A 14,601-nucleotide genomic window follows, 5' to 3' on the forward strand; every position below is an offset into this window, starting at 1 on the left:
AAACCTCTGCTACCACGGAGGCGGACTACCACCAGAGACAAAGGAAACGGACATGAGTCGCCCCGATGGATGGGTTGAGGACGAGGCAGCGCGAGCCGAAGCGCTGAAGCGCGTTATCGCGGTCGTCAACGAGAAGGGAGGAGTGGGCAAGACCTCCATCACGGGCAACCTCGCGGGACAGGCGGCGTCGGCGGGCTACCGCGTACTGGTGGTGGACCTCAACCGTCAGGCCAATCTGGCGCAGGACCTCGGGTATCGGCACAAGCCCGAGGTCGACGACGAAGGGGCGGAACTACTCACGGCCATCATGACGGGCCAGCCCATGACACCCATGAAGGACATCCGCCCGAACCTGGACGTGATCCCGGGCGGGACCCAGCTCGAGAACCTCACCGGGGTCATGCTGACGCGCATCCAGAACTACGGGGAGACGGCGTTCCTGTCGCTCGCCAAGGTGCTCGCGCCGACGGCAGCGGACTACGACCTGGTGATCATCGACTGTCCGCCCGAGAACACGATCCTGGACGACCTCGCGCTCGGGGCCGCCCGCTGGGTCCTCATCCCGACGAAGAGTGACGACGGTGGGGTGGAGGGCATGCGCCTGGTGGCGCAGCGCTTCGTGAAAGCCCGAAAGATCAATCCGTCGATCGGGCTCCTCGGCGTGGTCCTGTTCGCCACCGGCACCACCTCCACCCAGATCCACGCGCAGGTCCGGGAGAAGGTCGCGGCGGCGTTCGGCGGCCAGTCCCCGATGTTCCAGACGCTCATCCGCCACTCGGAGCGGGTCGCGGTCGACTCGCGCAAGGGCCGCCTGGCTCACGAGCTGGAGCAGGCCGCCAAGGACCAGCCGCAGTGGTGGCAGGCACTGCGGGAAGGCAAGCGAATCGAACGCGTCTCGCCGACCGCGGCCAGCGTCTCCTCCGACTACCAGGCGCTCGCGGTCGAGGTGCTCAGCGTCCTGGCCACGGCCGAGCAGGAGGCCACGGTATGAGCGACGACCTGTCTTCGATCTTCGGAACGCCCGCGACCGCCCTCGGCGGCATCCTCTCCAGGAAGGCTCCGTCACCGGCACGTCAGGACCAGCCGGAGGCGGGAGCCGTACGGACCCGGCCCGAGGAGGCGCCTCCCGCCCAAGAGCCCGCAGCTCCCACAGCGCCCGCGGAGAGCGGCGAGAACGACGCTCCCGCCGTACGCGAGGAACCTGAAGCCGGGCCGGAGCCCGCGAGCGCCTCCGCCGCGCCGGAGCGGACCCGGGAGGATCACGGGAGCGCCGCGCGTACGGCTCCCCCAGCCAAGGAACGCACCCGCTCCGCGCCCGCCGGGACTGACCGTTCACACGCCACGCCGACCAAGCCCAAGCGGCCTGCCGCATCCCGTACGGCTCCCGCCGCCCCCGCCATCCGGGAACCGCGTGCCGTACGGCCGGCGCCTCGCCCGCAGCCCGTGCGGACCGCCGTGCCGGTCGAAGACCTCGACGTGGAGGTCACCTCCCAGTTGTCGGTCTACGTGCTTCCTGAGGCCGTACAGGCGATCCGCCGGGCCCGCGAAAGCAGTGGACGTCTCAACGCCGAGATCGCGTTCGACGCGATCGACTCCACCCAGGGCCTCCTGCAGCACCTGGTCGAGGCGCGGCAGGTGGCCCCTCGCTCCGAGGGAAGCCTGTTCCCCGCCCGCCGTGCCGCTCGCCGCGGCCGCCGGCGGATCAGCGAGCAGCAGGCCCGGACGCTGTGGACCATCCAGATCACCCAGGCCGAGTACCAGGTGCTGAAGGATCTCGTGGCCGAGACCGGAGCCGACTCCGTCAGCCAGCTCGTCTCCGCCGCCATCGAGGCCTACCTCCTGGACGACGACCCGGCCCGCTGACCTGCCGCGTGACGATTTCCACGGCCTCGGGGTAGTCGCTCGAGACCGACAGCGCCAAGGGCCAGGTCAGGGCCCAGGCGTCGTACTCGGCGACGATGGCCTGACAGATCGTCGAGACCGTGGACTTCGACAGTACGGCTCGGGGCCGACCTGCCCGGCCAGGGTTCAGTCGAGCAGTGCGGTTGCCTCGACCTCGACGAGCACATCCGGCTCGAAGAGGTAGTCGACACCGATGAGGCTGGCCGGCGGCATGGGAAGCTGGAGGCTGATCTCTTCGGCGACCGCCTCTACTCCAGCCATGAAGTCGCCGATCTTCTCCGGGTTCCACTGGGTCACGTAGAACGTCAGGCGCAGCACGTCCGCGAACGAGGCGCCCGCGCCCGCCAGGCCGAGGGCGGCGTTCCGCAGGGCCTGGGCGACCTGCCCGGCAAGATCGCCGGGGGCCACCGGGGTTCCGTCGGCCAGGCGGGCGACCTGCCCGCTGACATGTACCTGAGTCGTGCCCTTGCCGACGGCCACGTGGTGGTAGGGGGTGGGCTGCATCATGCCTTCCGGCGTGAAGTGCTGGACAGTCAAGGCCGTTTCTCCTCCTCAATCTAGGTATCTGTAAGATATCTAGTACAAGAAGGACACTTCAACGAGACCAGGTTTCACCATGGATACCGACGGCGAACTCCGCATCGACGCCCCGCACCGCGAGCTCCTCGATCAGGTGCTCGACAAGTGGTCCCTCGGTGTACTCAACGAGCTCTGCGAACACCCCTGCCGCTTCAACGAGCTCCGCCGAGCCATTCCCGCGGTCACGCAGAAGTCGCTGACCGCCACTCTTCGCCGACTCGAGCGCAACGGGGTGATCGAACGCGAGGTTGTCTCCACCCGTCCGGTGGCGGTCAGGTACCGGATCACGCCGCTCGGCAAGACCCTGCGGCAGCCCATTGACGTATTGCTGGCGTGGGCCTCGGAGCACATGCCCAGCATCGAACGCGCGCGCGACGCTTTCGATGCGCGGGAAGAGACAAGCCTCTGAGCCTTCTCCCCTGACCGGCCGGGCGTGAGCGCCCGGGGTTCCTTGGTAGTTGGCGCTGAAGATTCAGGCATCCGGTGCCGATAGCGGCCGGCTCAGGGTCGCTTTCGGCGGATGCTAGGGCTACCCCAGAGTGAACGCGACATCGATCAGTGTCATGGCCCCGGTGGCCAGGGCCCCACACACGGCGAGGGTCAGCAGGGCCCAGAGCCGGTCCCGCAGCGAGCGGGCGAGGATGAGCGGAAGCACCACCCCGACGGCGATGAAGCACCACCCCGCCGTCGTGCCGGGCCCGCTGTGCGAGTTGGCGGCGCTCGCGAGGGAGAAGAAGTGGGCTCCCTCCATCACCCACACCGACCCGGGGACACCCGCCGCGACGCTGCGCACCCGGCGCCGCCGGTCGGCCAGCAACGCGCCGGCGGCCCCGTAGGCTGGCCCCGCGACGAGGCTGGCCACGACCCAGATCACCACGGCGGACATTCCCGCGGCGAAACCCCTCAGTTCCGACGTCGCGTAGTACCCGACAACCAGCCCGACCTGGGATACCAGCCCCGCCACCACGGCACGTGGCCAGCGACCGCGAGCACCCAAACCGACCAGGAAGGCGATCATCACCCAGGGCGAGGCCGAGTTGACCAGCGCATGCCACCCGCCAGTCAGCACACTCTGCCCGAAGGACGTCAGCGCACCGCCGACCAGTCCGACCACCAGAGCCAGCACACCCAGGAGCCAGGGCGAGCCGAGAGCGGCACGGGTGGCATGCATGATCGCCGGACGCTCAGTCGTGGACACCGGTAGCTACTCCAGACATATCGTTTGCGACGCAGCGGACGAACGCGGACCAACACCAGGACCTTCCATGGCACTAGCTCTGCCCCTGACGACCTCCGGCATACCAACGGAGCCGCTCGCCGACTCAGTACTGGTGCCGCTCCTCGTATCTGCTTGAACGCCCGCGCTCGACGATGAAGCTTCCGGAGGGGGATCCCACTGCGGAACACCTCGCCGATCTCGATACCGCTGTCGCAATCTTGTTCGTGTTCAGAGTAACGGAAGCTCAAGCGGCGGTGCGGCCTGCGTGGGTGAGCCGAGATCGTGCCGCCGCATGGTCGGCACGCCCATCGTCAGCGCGGGGGTAGCGGGCACGGTGGGCGTACCGGGGCAGTCCGGGCAGGATGAGTCGGCCCTGTCCTGCTGCCTGAGCTCGGGCACGTCGTCGTTTGCCTCGAGCCCGCATCCATTCCTGCTCCGCGAGCCACCAGCCGTACAGCTCACGCTCGATGGCATAGACGTGCCGGCGACGCTCGCTTCGGCCGAGGGCACCGATGCGACGAGCGGCCAGATCCAGTTGTCCCGGAGCCGCGCGCCATCCCGGCCGGGGGCGTACGCGTTCCTGGACTAACTCCTGCGCTGCCAGGGTCTCGAGGTGCCGCTGGGTCGTCTGGACGCTGTAGCCGGTTAACTCCGCCAGTTCTCTTACTTTGTAAATTCCGTCAGGTGAGTCCGCTCCTACCAAAGCTGCGTACGTGTTCGCCGCATGCCGGCCTAAGCCCTGATCGCTTCGAGCCCGATTCGGGTGAGCGAACACATCGTGAGCGACGCTTTCCCTGCGCTGGCGAAGCTGGGTGCGTAGGGCCTCGCGGGTGCGCCCGGGAAGGGGGAGGGCCCCTCCCGGGCGCGGGATCGCTTGTGTCCCACCCTGTTCACCAGTCACATTCGTAACAGAAGCCTCGGCGTCTCGGTCAACTGTCCGGTCTGTGAGTCGCGGCGGCAGGATTCGGTAGCGGTGGGCACGCTGGCCATCACCAGAGGCGGACAGGCTCAGCCATTGGTCCAGGCACAGACGTGTCAGCGCTCGTGCGGCGGTGCTGCGGCCCATCCCCGTGGCCAAGGCCAGGCGGCGGCAGTCGATCTCGATCTCATCGCTGACCGCGTCCAGCGCGAGTTCCAGCACATACTCCAGGGCGCGGCGGTCAGACGGCCCCGCCTGAGTGCTCCACCGTTTCGGAACCGCCTCAATGGCCTGCCGTACGGCCGTGGCCAGCTCGACGACGGCGGCCACGCGCTCGGTCCACTCGTCGGTCTCCTCGCCGGGGCGCTGACCGTCGCTGAGGTCGCGCCGCAGGGTCGCCGCGTAGTCCACGGCCCGGCTCCATTGCCGCCGGATGAGCGCCGCGCGCTCGGCCGTTCCCCGGGGCCGGCCTGCCGACGTCCCGCTACCCTGACGTCGCAGATGGACCAGGCCGGGGGCCTTCTGGTCACGGTCGAGCAAGGCGGCCACATCCAAGGGGCTCCAGCGGGCCAGCGCGAGCCGTACCAGGATGCGGGCCAGGTGAGCATGCCCGCGCCCGGGCGGCGGCGTCTGGGCGAGCAGATCGGCCACGTCGCACGGGCGGCGCGTGCCGGCCAGCCGGGGCCCGTGCGGTGTCTGCTCGATCGTCCGTACGGCTTCCGCCTCGATCTGCTCCGCCTCGACCGGGTCGACGTCCAGTACGACGGCCAGCCGCTCGAGCGCCTCGGCCGCGTTCGGCCTCGCCAGCACGGCGGTGGTCTCCTCCGGGCTGAGCGGCCGCCCCTGCCGGAGCGGGGTCGACCAGCTTCCGGCGCGGTGCGGAGCGCCCGGCGGCCGGACACAGCCGGTCCGCGGGTTCATCAGCGGCGCGATGTCCAGCGACGGCAGGCGGCGAGCGGCGGCCCGGGCCAGCGACCGCACCACGACGGCCGGAGTCGGCCCCACCGGCACCCACACGTGCATGCCGCCGCCCGGCCCGGACCGGCACACCAGGTGCCGCACGTCGGCCACGTCGAGAAGCTCGACCAGCGCGACCAGGTCGCGGGCCACGTCGCCTCTCGCGGCGTCGAGATCGAACACCACGAACTGGAACTCGCGCCGGGTGTTCGCGAGGTACCAGGCGTACGGGGCCGCCGGCGGCACGTCGCCGAGACGCACCTCGGCGGCGTAGGCATGCGCCCACTCGCCCGTTTCGGCGCGTACGTCAACGCGCGCCCGACCACGAGGGGCAAGACGGTACAGAGCCGCATGAAAGGCGGCTGAATCATCCCGGGGGTAGCTCGCATCGTCGTGAGACGACACACCCGAAAACGGGCATGCTGCACTACCTGGACGGCCATCGGCTATTGTTGGCTCCAGTACTAAGGCACCGTTTCACGGCGCGCAAAGGGGGCCGGTCGGCAAACCGGCGCTTTTTGTGAAGTTGTGGCAGCTCAGAGCTGCTCCAGCACTCGCTCCGGGAACTACTCGCTCCCGGCGGCGCAGCGGCGTGATTCTCGTTAGGCGGCTCCGTTTCTTCCCCGGTGCCGGCTGGCAAGACCGGCTCTTTGGGGGAGTTGGGGTGTGGTGTGAGTAGTCCGCCCGTGGTTGGCGCCTCAGCAGCGGACTTCTCTGAAGTTGGTGGGCTACGCCCCGGCCAGTGTGCCGGGGCCATCTGCCCTATGTGATCAAATCAGCGGGTCCTTCTGAGCAGGGTCGTAGCTTTCGCGGGCGAGCGGGTCCATCTCGATCAACCGTTCCAGGTACATGCTGAGCGAGACCCCGCGGCGGGCGGCAGCCAGGTCATATCGGTCTCTGACGTGCACGGGCACCCGGGTCTGGAGCGGGGTGTAGTCACCCGCTCCCCGGTGCCTCTGCAGTCGTCCTACAATCGCGGCCATGCGGGAGATCCTTCCAGATCGCTCTGCTGGTGCATGCAAGAAGTACAGCGTGTCGCGGGAAAACTTTTTACCGTTACGAGAAAGCGACTCGGCCCGCTGCCCGTCATGTCCCGTTCGCCCCTTCACGTGAGGCTGACGAGCACGAGCGCGGATCGAATCACCCTCAGCACAGCGGCCGGAACCGCGTGGTGACGGCTGGTGTTCACCTTGATTGAGTACGTTAGCGTGCCTGCTCAAGTCCGTGGATCTCCTTTCTGATCAGGGGAGTGGTTTTATCCACCGCTTCGGCCGGGGCTTCACCGCGAGGTGGTGCTTCAGGGTGGGGTTGGCGAGGGGGCGGGTGAAGCCGACGATGTTGCCGCGGGAGCCGTACGCGGTGATGTTGATCGGGCCGCACCGGGTGCAGCGGGCCTCGACGGCCTGGCCGCCTCCGATGACGAGGGCGACGTGCCCGGGACGGCCGGGGCCGTTGCCGGGGCCGGAGGAGAAGAACACCAAGTCGCCGGGCCGCTCCTGTCCGGCCGGGACGCGGACGCCGAAGGGCCACTGCTCGAACGTCGTGCGCGGGATGGTCACGCCCGCCGTCTTGTACGCGGCGTAGACGATGCCCGAGCAGTCGTACCCGGCCGGGCCGGTCCCGCCCCAGACGTACGGCTTGCCGATCTGCCTGCGGGCGTAGGCGATGACCGCCTCGACGAGGTCGCCGCCGACGGCAGGGGCGGTCGCGGTGCCGTACGCGGCGGCCTGCGCGAGCACCCGGTCGACGTACCACCAGGCGTGGTTGTAGGCGAACAACGCCCGCCGCACATCCGTGGCCGCGCCCGAGACGCACAGATAGGCCGCCGCGCTGTGGATCGCGTCCGCGGGGTCGTCGATGTCGGTACGGCTGTCGCCGTTCCCGTCGACCGCGTGCGCGGCGAACGTGACCGGCAGGAACTGCATCGGCCCGCGCGCCCCGGCCGAGTTCGGCCGCCGGGAGGCGAGGTTGCGACCATGGTCGGACTCGACCTTCCCCACGGCCGCCAGCACCGTCCACGACAGGCCCGGACAGGTCTGCGCCGCGTCCATGTACCAGCGCAGGTACTCCGGCGGAATGTCCTTGAGCGCCAGCTCACTCGGCGCCGCCTCCCCGGCCTGACCACCGGTCGGGGACTGGGCAAGGGTGAACACGACGATCAGCAGCGGGACCGTGAACACGGCCACGCCGGCGACAACCGCCCAACGCCACCCGCCCATCAGAACAGGAAGATCTCGTCGACGAGCCACCGCCCGCCGACACGGACCAGGCGCAGCGACACCTGCAGCGGCTCGTCACCCCGGTGCCCGGTGACGGTCACATAGCGCCGGTCGGCAGTGGGGGAGGGCGCCCCATCGGGCACGAACACCTGCTCCACCCGGACCGCCCCGCCATCGCCGGATGCCCGCCCCATGGCGCGGGCGAACCGTTCGGTGACCAGCGCGCGAACCCGGCCCACCTCCTCCGCAGCGCCGCCGCTGCCCGAGGCGACGACGTACGCCGCGGCGACCGCCGCCGGATCGCCCAGCCCGGCGGCAGGCGAGCTCGCCGTCTCCCCGCTCTCGTACGGCCGCCGCTCAGCCGCTTCAGCACCTTCTGTTCGCGCGCCGGTGGTGGTGCTCGCGCATCCCGTCGCCAACGCGACGGCCGCAATCGCGACGGCGAAGCCGTACCTCAACACTGGGTTCCGGCGGCAGCCGTACGGCGTCCGCATGATGCCTCACTCCCTTCCCGCCCTCCTGGAGAGGGCCAGCGGGAGCAAGAACACCCATGACCGGTTGCATGAGCTGTGACGGCTCGGGAGATAGGCGGGCTTGGCGCTTCCACTCTGTCGAAGTGTCAGGCCAACTCGGGGAAAGCACCGTGAGGCGGGTCGTAGTAGCGGGCGATCGAGGCACGATAGCGTAGGGCGCTTGCTTGAAGGTGGCGGGGTTCTAGACGGACGCCGGTGCGCTGTTCAGCGAGCGCCAAGGCGGCCTCGATGTAGCGAGCGAAGAAGCCGTCCTCATCATCGGGGCCTCGTTGCGGGAGCATACCGAGGTCGTCGAGGTCTTGCCGTAGCCGTTCTGGCTCATCGCTGAAGGCCCAATTCGGGAACATAGGGTCCAGGCTCGCGACGACCCGGCCGTCGATGGCATGAACGAAGCGCGAGTGGTGGTTGACGTTGCGTGTGACGCTGGCCATGGACGTGCCGAGAGACAGAGTGCGCACCACATCGTGGATGATCCCGGCGTGGCCGGCCCACTCCACCATGATCGATCCACCGTCGGCGTCTCCGACTTCGATGGTGGCGAACCCTTCCTGCTCACGGTCTTCCGTCAACCGCAGCCGACGGAGCACCTCTTCGGGTGCGAGGCCAGAGATGAAGGTGAAGCAGAACTCTGGCCAGCGAGATTGGCCCCACCACGCGTAATCGTCCGTTGTGGCCTTGCCCTTGCCGACGGCGCTCAAAGTGCTCGTCTCCTTGGGATGAGGGAAATTCCGATCATCTTGGCAAGCGCCACCGACGTTTTGATGAACCTGCTCTTTGCCAGCTGATCGCCGTTGTGGATGGTCCTTGGTGCGTACGGCTCCAGCTGGTCGCGCCAGCCAATGACCGCCAGGGCCGTCACGGTGCGTGCAACCCCGTTGGGGCTTCCTGAGCAACGAACGATGTGAGCTCGTGGGAGCTCGGGAGCCAGGGGAGAGGCCTGATGTGGTTGCACGCGCTGCAGGACGCGATCGGCGGCGTCCTGCTCCCACTCGATCTTGTCGGTGATCCGTCGCCGAAGGTGCCGCCGGGGCTGAAGCCGAAGATCGAGCTGCTGCTGGCCTGGGGGAAGTGGGCCTGCCTGATCCTCGGCATCGCCGGGATCCTGATCTGCGCCGGGAAGATGGCGGTCGGCCAGTCCGGGCGGTCGCACTACGCGGCCGAGGGCGCCTCCGAGCTGCCCAAGGTCCTGCTCGGGGTGTCGCTGGCCGCGGTCGCCGTACCGATCATCACGGCGGTCTTCGGTTGACTTCCTCCCCCTCATAAACGAGGGGGATTCCTACAGCTCGCGCCGTAGGGCTTTCTGCTTCGTCGCCGACTGCCCGCCCGGAGGTCTCCGTTGAGGTCTTACACCGGCTCCACAGACCGACACCGCCAGCCCGGCGGCCAGAAGGTTGCGTGCCGCGTTCACGTCCCGGTCGTGGGTCGCGCCGCAGTCGCACGTCCAGGTACGGACATTCAACGGCATCTGCTCCTGGAGGGCGCCGCAGGCCGAGCACAGCTTGGAGGAGGGGAAGAAGCGGTCGACCGCGATGACTTCCCGCCCGTACCAGGCGGCCTTGTACTCCAGAAGGCCCCGGAACTCCGACCAGGCCGCATCCGAGATGGCGCGGGCCAGGCTCCGGTTCTTGACCATGGTGCGGACGGTCAGGTCCTCGATCACGAGCGTTTGGTTATCGCGCACGAGTCGAGTCGAAAGCTTGTGCAGGAGGTCACGCCTGCGGTCGCTGATCCGCGCATAGATGCGGGCGACCCTCCGGCGCGCCTTCCCGCGGTTGGCGCCGTCACCCCGGGCCTTCTTCGCCAGGGCCCGCTGGGCCTTGGCCAGGCGGGCGCGGTCCCGGCGCTCATGCCTCGGGTCGGCGATCTTCTCTCCGGTGGACAGGGTGAGCAGATGATCCAGGCCGACGTCGATCCCCACCGCCGCATCGGCGGCGGGAAGCGGCTTCACCCCGGGGTCGTCACACAGCAGGGACACGAACCACCGGCCCGCCGCGTCCCGGGAGACGGTCACCGTGGACGGCTCCGCGCCCTCGGGAAGCGGACGCGACCACACGATGTCCAGCGGGCCGTCCATCTTCGCCAGCGTGAGCCGCCCATCCTTCCAGCGGAACGCCGAGCGGGTGTACTCCGCCGACGCCCGGGACTTGCGCTTGGACTTGAAACGCGGATACTTGGCTCGCTTGGCGAAGAAGTTGGTGAACGCCCCTTGCAGGTGCCGCAAGGCCTGCTGCAACGGAACCGACGACACCTCGTTGAGGTAGGCCAGCTCCTCGGTCTTCTTCCACGCCGTCAGCATCGCCGACGTGGCGTTGTAGTTGACCCGTTCCTGACGCGCCCACGCCTGGGTGCGGGCGGCCAGCGCCATGTTGTAGACCTTCCGCACGCACCCGAACGTCCGGGCAAGCTCGGTGGCCTGCTCGGAGGTCGGGTAGAAGCGGTACTTGAACGCCCGCTTCACAACAGCGACGGCCACATCTCACAAACTACCAGGTCAGCTTGTGAAAACCTGCGGAACGGCCGGCCGGTAGACGACGAATCGCCCGGCGGCGATTCGTCTTTCCCTGCCCTGCTCCGCAGAAGTCCGATTCCTCCCCGCCCGAAGGCGGGGGTTTCCTCGGAGGTGTCCGATGAACCGGCCCCGGAACCGCCGCAGGCTGCTCGCCTTGGGCGGAGTCATGGCGGCCCTGGTCGCCGCCGTGGCGCTGCTGACAGTCATGCGGTGGTCGTCACCGCTCGACCGGCCGAGTGCCGTCCCATCGAACCCCGTCGGCCAGGGCCACGCCGTACCGTCGGCGCCCGCTGGCCCGGCCCAGGCCGTACCGCCGGCGTCCGCCGACCAGGCCACCCCCGACATGGACCTGCGGGGCTGGCGGTGGGCGGACTATCGCGGGGTGCGCCTGCCGTACTCCTCCGCTGACGGGCCGCGCGTGGTGGCCGGGGACCGGGCGTACGGCTTCGCGCCGACTCCGGGAGGGGCGGTGCTGGCCGCGCTGCACCTGGGGATGCGGGCCAGCCCGCGCTGGGGCCCGGCCGTGTTCGAGCCGACCATCACCGAGCAGTTCACCGGGCCCGAGACCCCGGCCCTGCTGCGGGCGGTCCGCGCCACCTACGACAGCGTCCGTGCGGTGGCGGGCGTCGCCGACGGCGAGCCGATCGGCCTGGCGTACGTGGTGGTGGAGGCCTTCCGGTGGCAGGCCTACGCCCCTGGCCTGGCGATCGTCGACGTGGTCATGGCCGGGCCCGGACGCGGTGGCACCACCGTGCGTGCCGCCACCCGGATGCAGCTGCTGTGGCGGGACGGCGACTGGCGGGTGGTGGCCCCACCCGGCGGCGACTGGGCGCGCACGTCGGCCGTGGTGACCGACCTGACCGGCTACACCCTCTTTCCTGCGTCCGCTCGAGGACAGGCGGCCCGATGATGACGTTCCCCCCCGACCTGGTGACAGCACCGGCCCCGGCCCCGCCGGGCTGCGCCGACCTGACCTCCCCGGCGTGCGCCACCGAAACGGCCGGCAATGCCGTACTGCCCGGGGCCGGCACTCTCGGCCGGGCGGCGGTCGAGGGTGGCGGCCAGGTCCTCAACGACGCCGCGGGGGCGGCGGCCAAGGGCGCGGTGCAGTACGGCGTGAACGGCCTGGCCGAGGCGATCCAGTACGCCGTGTCCTGGCTGATCACCAACACGGTCTCCTGGTGGGTACGGATCGACTCGCCCTGCCTGGTCGCCGACCCCGTGGCCAGCTGCACCGGCGGCACGTCGGCCTCAGAGGTGATCGGGCGGATGCAGCAGTGGACGCTGCCGCTGGCCGTGGCGATCGCCACGCTGTCGCTGCTGGCGGCCGCCGCCAAGATCGCCATCACGCGCAAGACCACGCCGCTGCTGGACGTCGGCACCGGCCTGCTCGTCATCGTCGCCACCACCAGCCTCGGCGTACTGCTACCCGCCCTGCTGTTGAAGATCGGCGACGAATGGTCGGCCTGGGTGCTGAACATGAGCACCGGCGACTTCGCCAAACGCCTCACCACCGTCCTCGGCCTGACCGGTGCCTCGCCCGGCGTGGTGATCGTCCTCGGCATCGTCGCCATCATCGCCGCGGCGGCCCAGGCGGTGCTGATGCTGTTCCGCCAGGCCGCCCTGGTCGTACTGGCCGGGGTCCTGCCGCTGGCGGCCGCCGGATCGATGACCGCGCTCACCCGCCCCTGGTTCCGGCGGGTGACCGGCTGGATGCTCGCGCTGATCTTCTACAAGCCCGCGGCCGCCATGGTGTACGCCACGGCGTTCGCGATGCTCGGCAACGCCACCGACGCCCAGTCGACGTTCATGGGCTTCGCGATGATCGTCTTGTCGATCCTGGCGCTGCCCGCGCTGCTGAAGTTCTTCACCTGGGCGACCGGCAGCATCAGCGAGACCGCCTCAAGCGGCGGCTTCCTCGGCACTGTGGTCGGGGGAGCTGTCGCCGTCGGCGCCTTCCGCGGCGGCCGCGGCCTGGGCGGGGCAGGCGGGGCCAGCGCCGTCGACCACGCCCGCTTCATGTCCTCATCCATGCCCCCGCCCGGCGGGGCACGTCCCTCCGCGTCCGGCCCGGTCCCCGCGCCCGGTCCCGCACCCGCGGGAGGGGCCCGTACGGCATCCGCTCGGCAGACCTCCACGGCCGCCACCGCGTCCACGGCAACCGCCGCCAAGGCGGGAGCCGCCGCCGGTCCCGCCGGGGCGGCAGCCGGGGCGGTCGTCTCCGGACTGGCCAGCGGCGCGAAGAAGGCCGGCGGCACCGTCTCCGACTCGATGACCCCGCCACGACAGGAACGGACATGAGGACGGGAACGGCCCAGGAGGCGGAGCCACGTACCTACGGAGGATGGCGGCGCCGGCGCGGCATCGGACTGTTCGGGATGTGCGTCGGCGTGACGTTCACCCTGCTCGGCGTCGTGGTGGCGCTGCTGGTGGCCGCCGCCGTCTCGCCCCGCGCGCTGGTGTACCTGGTGCCGCCGCTACTCCTGGCTGCTCTACTCGGCCTGGCCCCGGCCGGCGCGACGCCCCTGGCCGGTGTGCTGCTGGTGCGGTGGCGCTGGTGGTACGGCACCCGCCGCGGCCTGACCCGCTTCCGCTCCGGGCCGCAGCTGGAGCTGCCCGGCGTGCTGGCCCCGACCGCGCTGCTGTCCATGACGGACGGGTACGGCCGGCCGTACGGGCTGGTGTGGAACCGCCGCACCGGTCATCTGACGGCGACGCTACGCGTGGTGGCCACCTCGCCGTGGCTGGCCGACCGCGACGACGCCGACACCTGGGTCGCCTGCTGGGGCGGCTGGCTGGCCTCGCTCGGGCACGTGCCGACCGTGCGCTGGGTGAGCGTCACCGTGGAGACCGCCCCCGAGCCGGGCAGCAGGCTCGCCGACACCATCGCCGCATCCCTCGACCCGGCATCGCCGGACGGGGCCAGGGCCATCCTGGCCCAACTGGTCGCCTCCGCCCCCGCCGCTGCCGCGCACGTCGACACCCGAGTGTCGATCACCTTCGACCCCACGGCCTCGCCGCTGGCCCCGCCCACGCTCGCCGAGGCCACCGCCGAGGTGTCCCGCACGCTGGAGGGTCTGGAGTCGGCGCTCGGCTCCTGCGGGGTCACCGTGCTCGGGCGGGCATCGGCCGCCGAGATCGCCGGCATGGTCCGTACCGCCTTCGACCCGAGTGCGCGGGGCGAGGTCAGCAGAGCCCTCGCACGCCCTGGTGAGCAGTCGTCGGGGTGGGCCGATGCCGTACCGCTGTCAGCTGAGGAACTCCCCGGCTGCTACCGGCACGACAGCGGGGTGTCGGTGGCCTGGAGCTGGCAGGAGGCCCCCCGGCAGAACGTCCACGCCGACGTACTGGCCCGTCTGGTCGCGCCCGGGCCGTACCCCAAACGGGTGACGCTGCAGTACCGCCCGTTCCCGGCGGCCGCCGCCAGCCGCGTCCTGGAAAGCGAAGTCACCTCCGCCGCGTTCCGCCAGGCCTACCGGCGCCGCACCGGCAGAGACGAAACCGCCCGCGACGCCTTCGACCAGGCCCGCGCCCGGCAGGCAGCCGGAGAGGAGGCCATGGGCGCCGGGGTGTGCCTGGCCGGCATGTTCGTCACCGTCACCGTGCTCGACCCCGCCGACCTGCCCCAGGCCATCGCCACGACCAAGGCCGCCGCCGAATCCTCCAAGATCCGCCTACGCCCGCTGACCGGCTCCCAAGCCGTCGGCTTCGCCGCCACCCTCCCCTGCGGCACCTGCCCACCCGCCCTCGCCCGCCGCTGACTT

General features: G+C 70.3%; 15 protein-coding genes. 7 read left to right on the top strand and 8 right to left on the bottom strand.

Annotated features, from left to right (window positions below; all coding sequences use genetic code 11):
- The first annotated feature begins 52 nt into the window (after window positions 1-52).
- Together ACFHYQ_RS08805 and ACFHYQ_RS08810 are read left to right on the top strand one after the other, a co-directional pair.
- Complete coding sequence (locus tag ACFHYQ_RS08805) at window positions 53-991, top strand: ParA family protein (protein WP_394300607.1); 939 nt, start codon at window positions 53-55, stop codon at window positions 989-991.
- Window positions 988-1,863, top strand: coding sequence for a hypothetical protein (locus ACFHYQ_RS08810; RefSeq protein ID WP_394300608.1), 876 nt, complete (start codon window positions 988-990; stop codon window positions 1,861-1,863). Before ACFHYQ_RS08805 ends, ACFHYQ_RS08810 begins: the two co-directional genes overlap by 4 nt.
- 165 nt (window positions 1,864-2,028) lie before the next feature.
- Here the strand turns inward: ACFHYQ_RS08810 and ACFHYQ_RS08815 are convergent, their stop codons facing one another.
- Window positions 2,029-2,439 carry a RidA family protein gene (locus ACFHYQ_RS08815; RefSeq protein ID WP_394300609.1) on the bottom strand — a complete coding sequence of 137 codons (411 nt, stop codon included), beginning with the start codon at window positions 2,437-2,439 and terminating at the stop codon, window positions 2,029-2,031.
- Window positions 2,440-2,518: 79 nt separating this feature from the next.
- Between ACFHYQ_RS08815 and ACFHYQ_RS08820 the strand changes: the two genes are divergently transcribed.
- Window positions 2,519-2,890 carry a winged helix-turn-helix transcriptional regulator gene (locus ACFHYQ_RS08820; protein WP_394300610.1) on the top strand — a complete coding sequence of 124 codons (372 nt, stop codon included), beginning with the start codon at window positions 2,519-2,521 and terminating at the stop codon, window positions 2,888-2,890.
- A gap of 120 nt (window positions 2,891-3,010) precedes the next feature.
- Here the strand turns inward: ACFHYQ_RS08820 and ACFHYQ_RS08825 are convergent, their stop codons facing one another.
- The 6 genes from ACFHYQ_RS08825 to ACFHYQ_RS08850 form a co-directional block, all read right to left on the bottom strand.
- Window positions 3,011-3,679: a DUF6518 family protein gene (locus ACFHYQ_RS08825; RefSeq protein WP_394300611.1), complete on the bottom strand. Its 669-nt coding sequence runs from the start codon at window positions 3,677-3,679 to the stop codon at window positions 3,011-3,013.
- A 265-nt stretch (window positions 3,680-3,944) separates the two neighbouring features.
- A complete protein-coding gene (locus ACFHYQ_RS08830; RefSeq protein ID WP_394300612.1) occupies window positions 3,945-5,837 on the bottom strand; it encodes a hypothetical protein in 1,893 nt (630 codons plus the stop codon).
- A gap of 509 nt (window positions 5,838-6,346) precedes the next feature.
- Window positions 6,347-6,559 (bottom strand): hypothetical protein, encoded by a 213-nt coding sequence (locus ACFHYQ_RS08835; protein WP_394300613.1) that lies wholly within the window; start codon window positions 6,557-6,559, stop codon window positions 6,347-6,349.
- A 258-nt stretch (window positions 6,560-6,817) separates the two neighbouring features.
- A complete protein-coding gene (locus ACFHYQ_RS08840) occupies window positions 6,818-7,795 on the bottom strand; it encodes a C40 family peptidase (protein ID WP_394300614.1) in 978 nt (325 codons plus the stop codon).
- Window positions 7,795-8,289, bottom strand: a complete 495-nt coding sequence (locus ACFHYQ_RS08845; RefSeq protein WP_394300615.1) for a hypothetical protein — start codon at window positions 8,287-8,289, stop codon at window positions 7,795-7,797. The genes ACFHYQ_RS08840 and ACFHYQ_RS08845 overlap by 1 nt, the downstream gene beginning before the upstream one ends.
- Before the next feature lie 125 nt (window positions 8,290-8,414).
- Window positions 8,415-9,026, bottom strand: coding sequence for a DUF6461 domain-containing protein (locus ACFHYQ_RS08850; RefSeq protein WP_394300616.1), 612 nt, complete (start codon window positions 9,024-9,026; stop codon window positions 8,415-8,417).
- 242 nt (window positions 9,027-9,268) lie between these two features.
- Between ACFHYQ_RS08850 and ACFHYQ_RS08855 the strand changes: the two genes are divergently transcribed.
- Entirely contained in the window at window positions 9,269-9,574 is a 306-nt protein-coding gene (locus tag ACFHYQ_RS08855) for a hypothetical protein (RefSeq protein WP_394300617.1), read from the top strand.
- Between the two features lie 30 nt (window positions 9,575-9,604).
- Here the strand turns inward: ACFHYQ_RS08855 and ACFHYQ_RS08860 are convergent, their stop codons facing one another.
- Window positions 9,605-10,786 carry an RNA-guided endonuclease InsQ/TnpB family protein gene (locus tag ACFHYQ_RS08860; protein WP_394300665.1) on the bottom strand — a complete coding sequence of 394 codons (1,182 nt, stop codon included), beginning with the start codon at window positions 10,784-10,786 and terminating at the stop codon, window positions 9,605-9,607.
- Window positions 10,787-10,955: 169 nt separating this feature from the next.
- On the opposite strand from ACFHYQ_RS08860, the gene ACFHYQ_RS08865 reads away from it, so the two are divergent.
- Genes ACFHYQ_RS08865 through ACFHYQ_RS08875 form a run of 3 tightly spaced genes read left to right on the top strand, consistent with a single transcriptional unit; the run spans window position 10,956 to window position 14,598 of the window.
- Entirely contained in the window at window positions 10,956-11,747 is a 792-nt protein-coding gene (locus ACFHYQ_RS08865) for a DUF8175 domain-containg protein (protein WP_394300618.1), read from the top strand.
- The gene (locus ACFHYQ_RS08870; RefSeq protein ID WP_394300619.1) at window positions 11,744-13,138 is read left to right on the top strand and encodes a TrbL/VirB6 family protein; all 1,395 of its coding nucleotides are present in this window, start codon (window positions 11,744-11,746) and stop codon (window positions 13,136-13,138) included. The genes ACFHYQ_RS08865 and ACFHYQ_RS08870 overlap by 4 nt, the downstream gene beginning before the upstream one ends.
- A complete protein-coding gene (locus ACFHYQ_RS08875; protein WP_394300620.1) occupies window positions 13,135-14,598 on the top strand; it encodes an SCO6880 family protein in 1,464 nt (487 codons plus the stop codon). The genes ACFHYQ_RS08870 and ACFHYQ_RS08875 overlap by 4 nt, the downstream gene beginning before the upstream one ends.
- Window positions 14,599-14,601: the final 3 nt, after the last annotated feature.

This window comes from Sphaerimonospora cavernae, from assembly GCF_042435035.1.
Lineage (GTDB): Bacteria > Actinomycetota > Actinomycetes > Streptosporangiales > Streptosporangiaceae > Sphaerimonospora > Sphaerimonospora cavernae.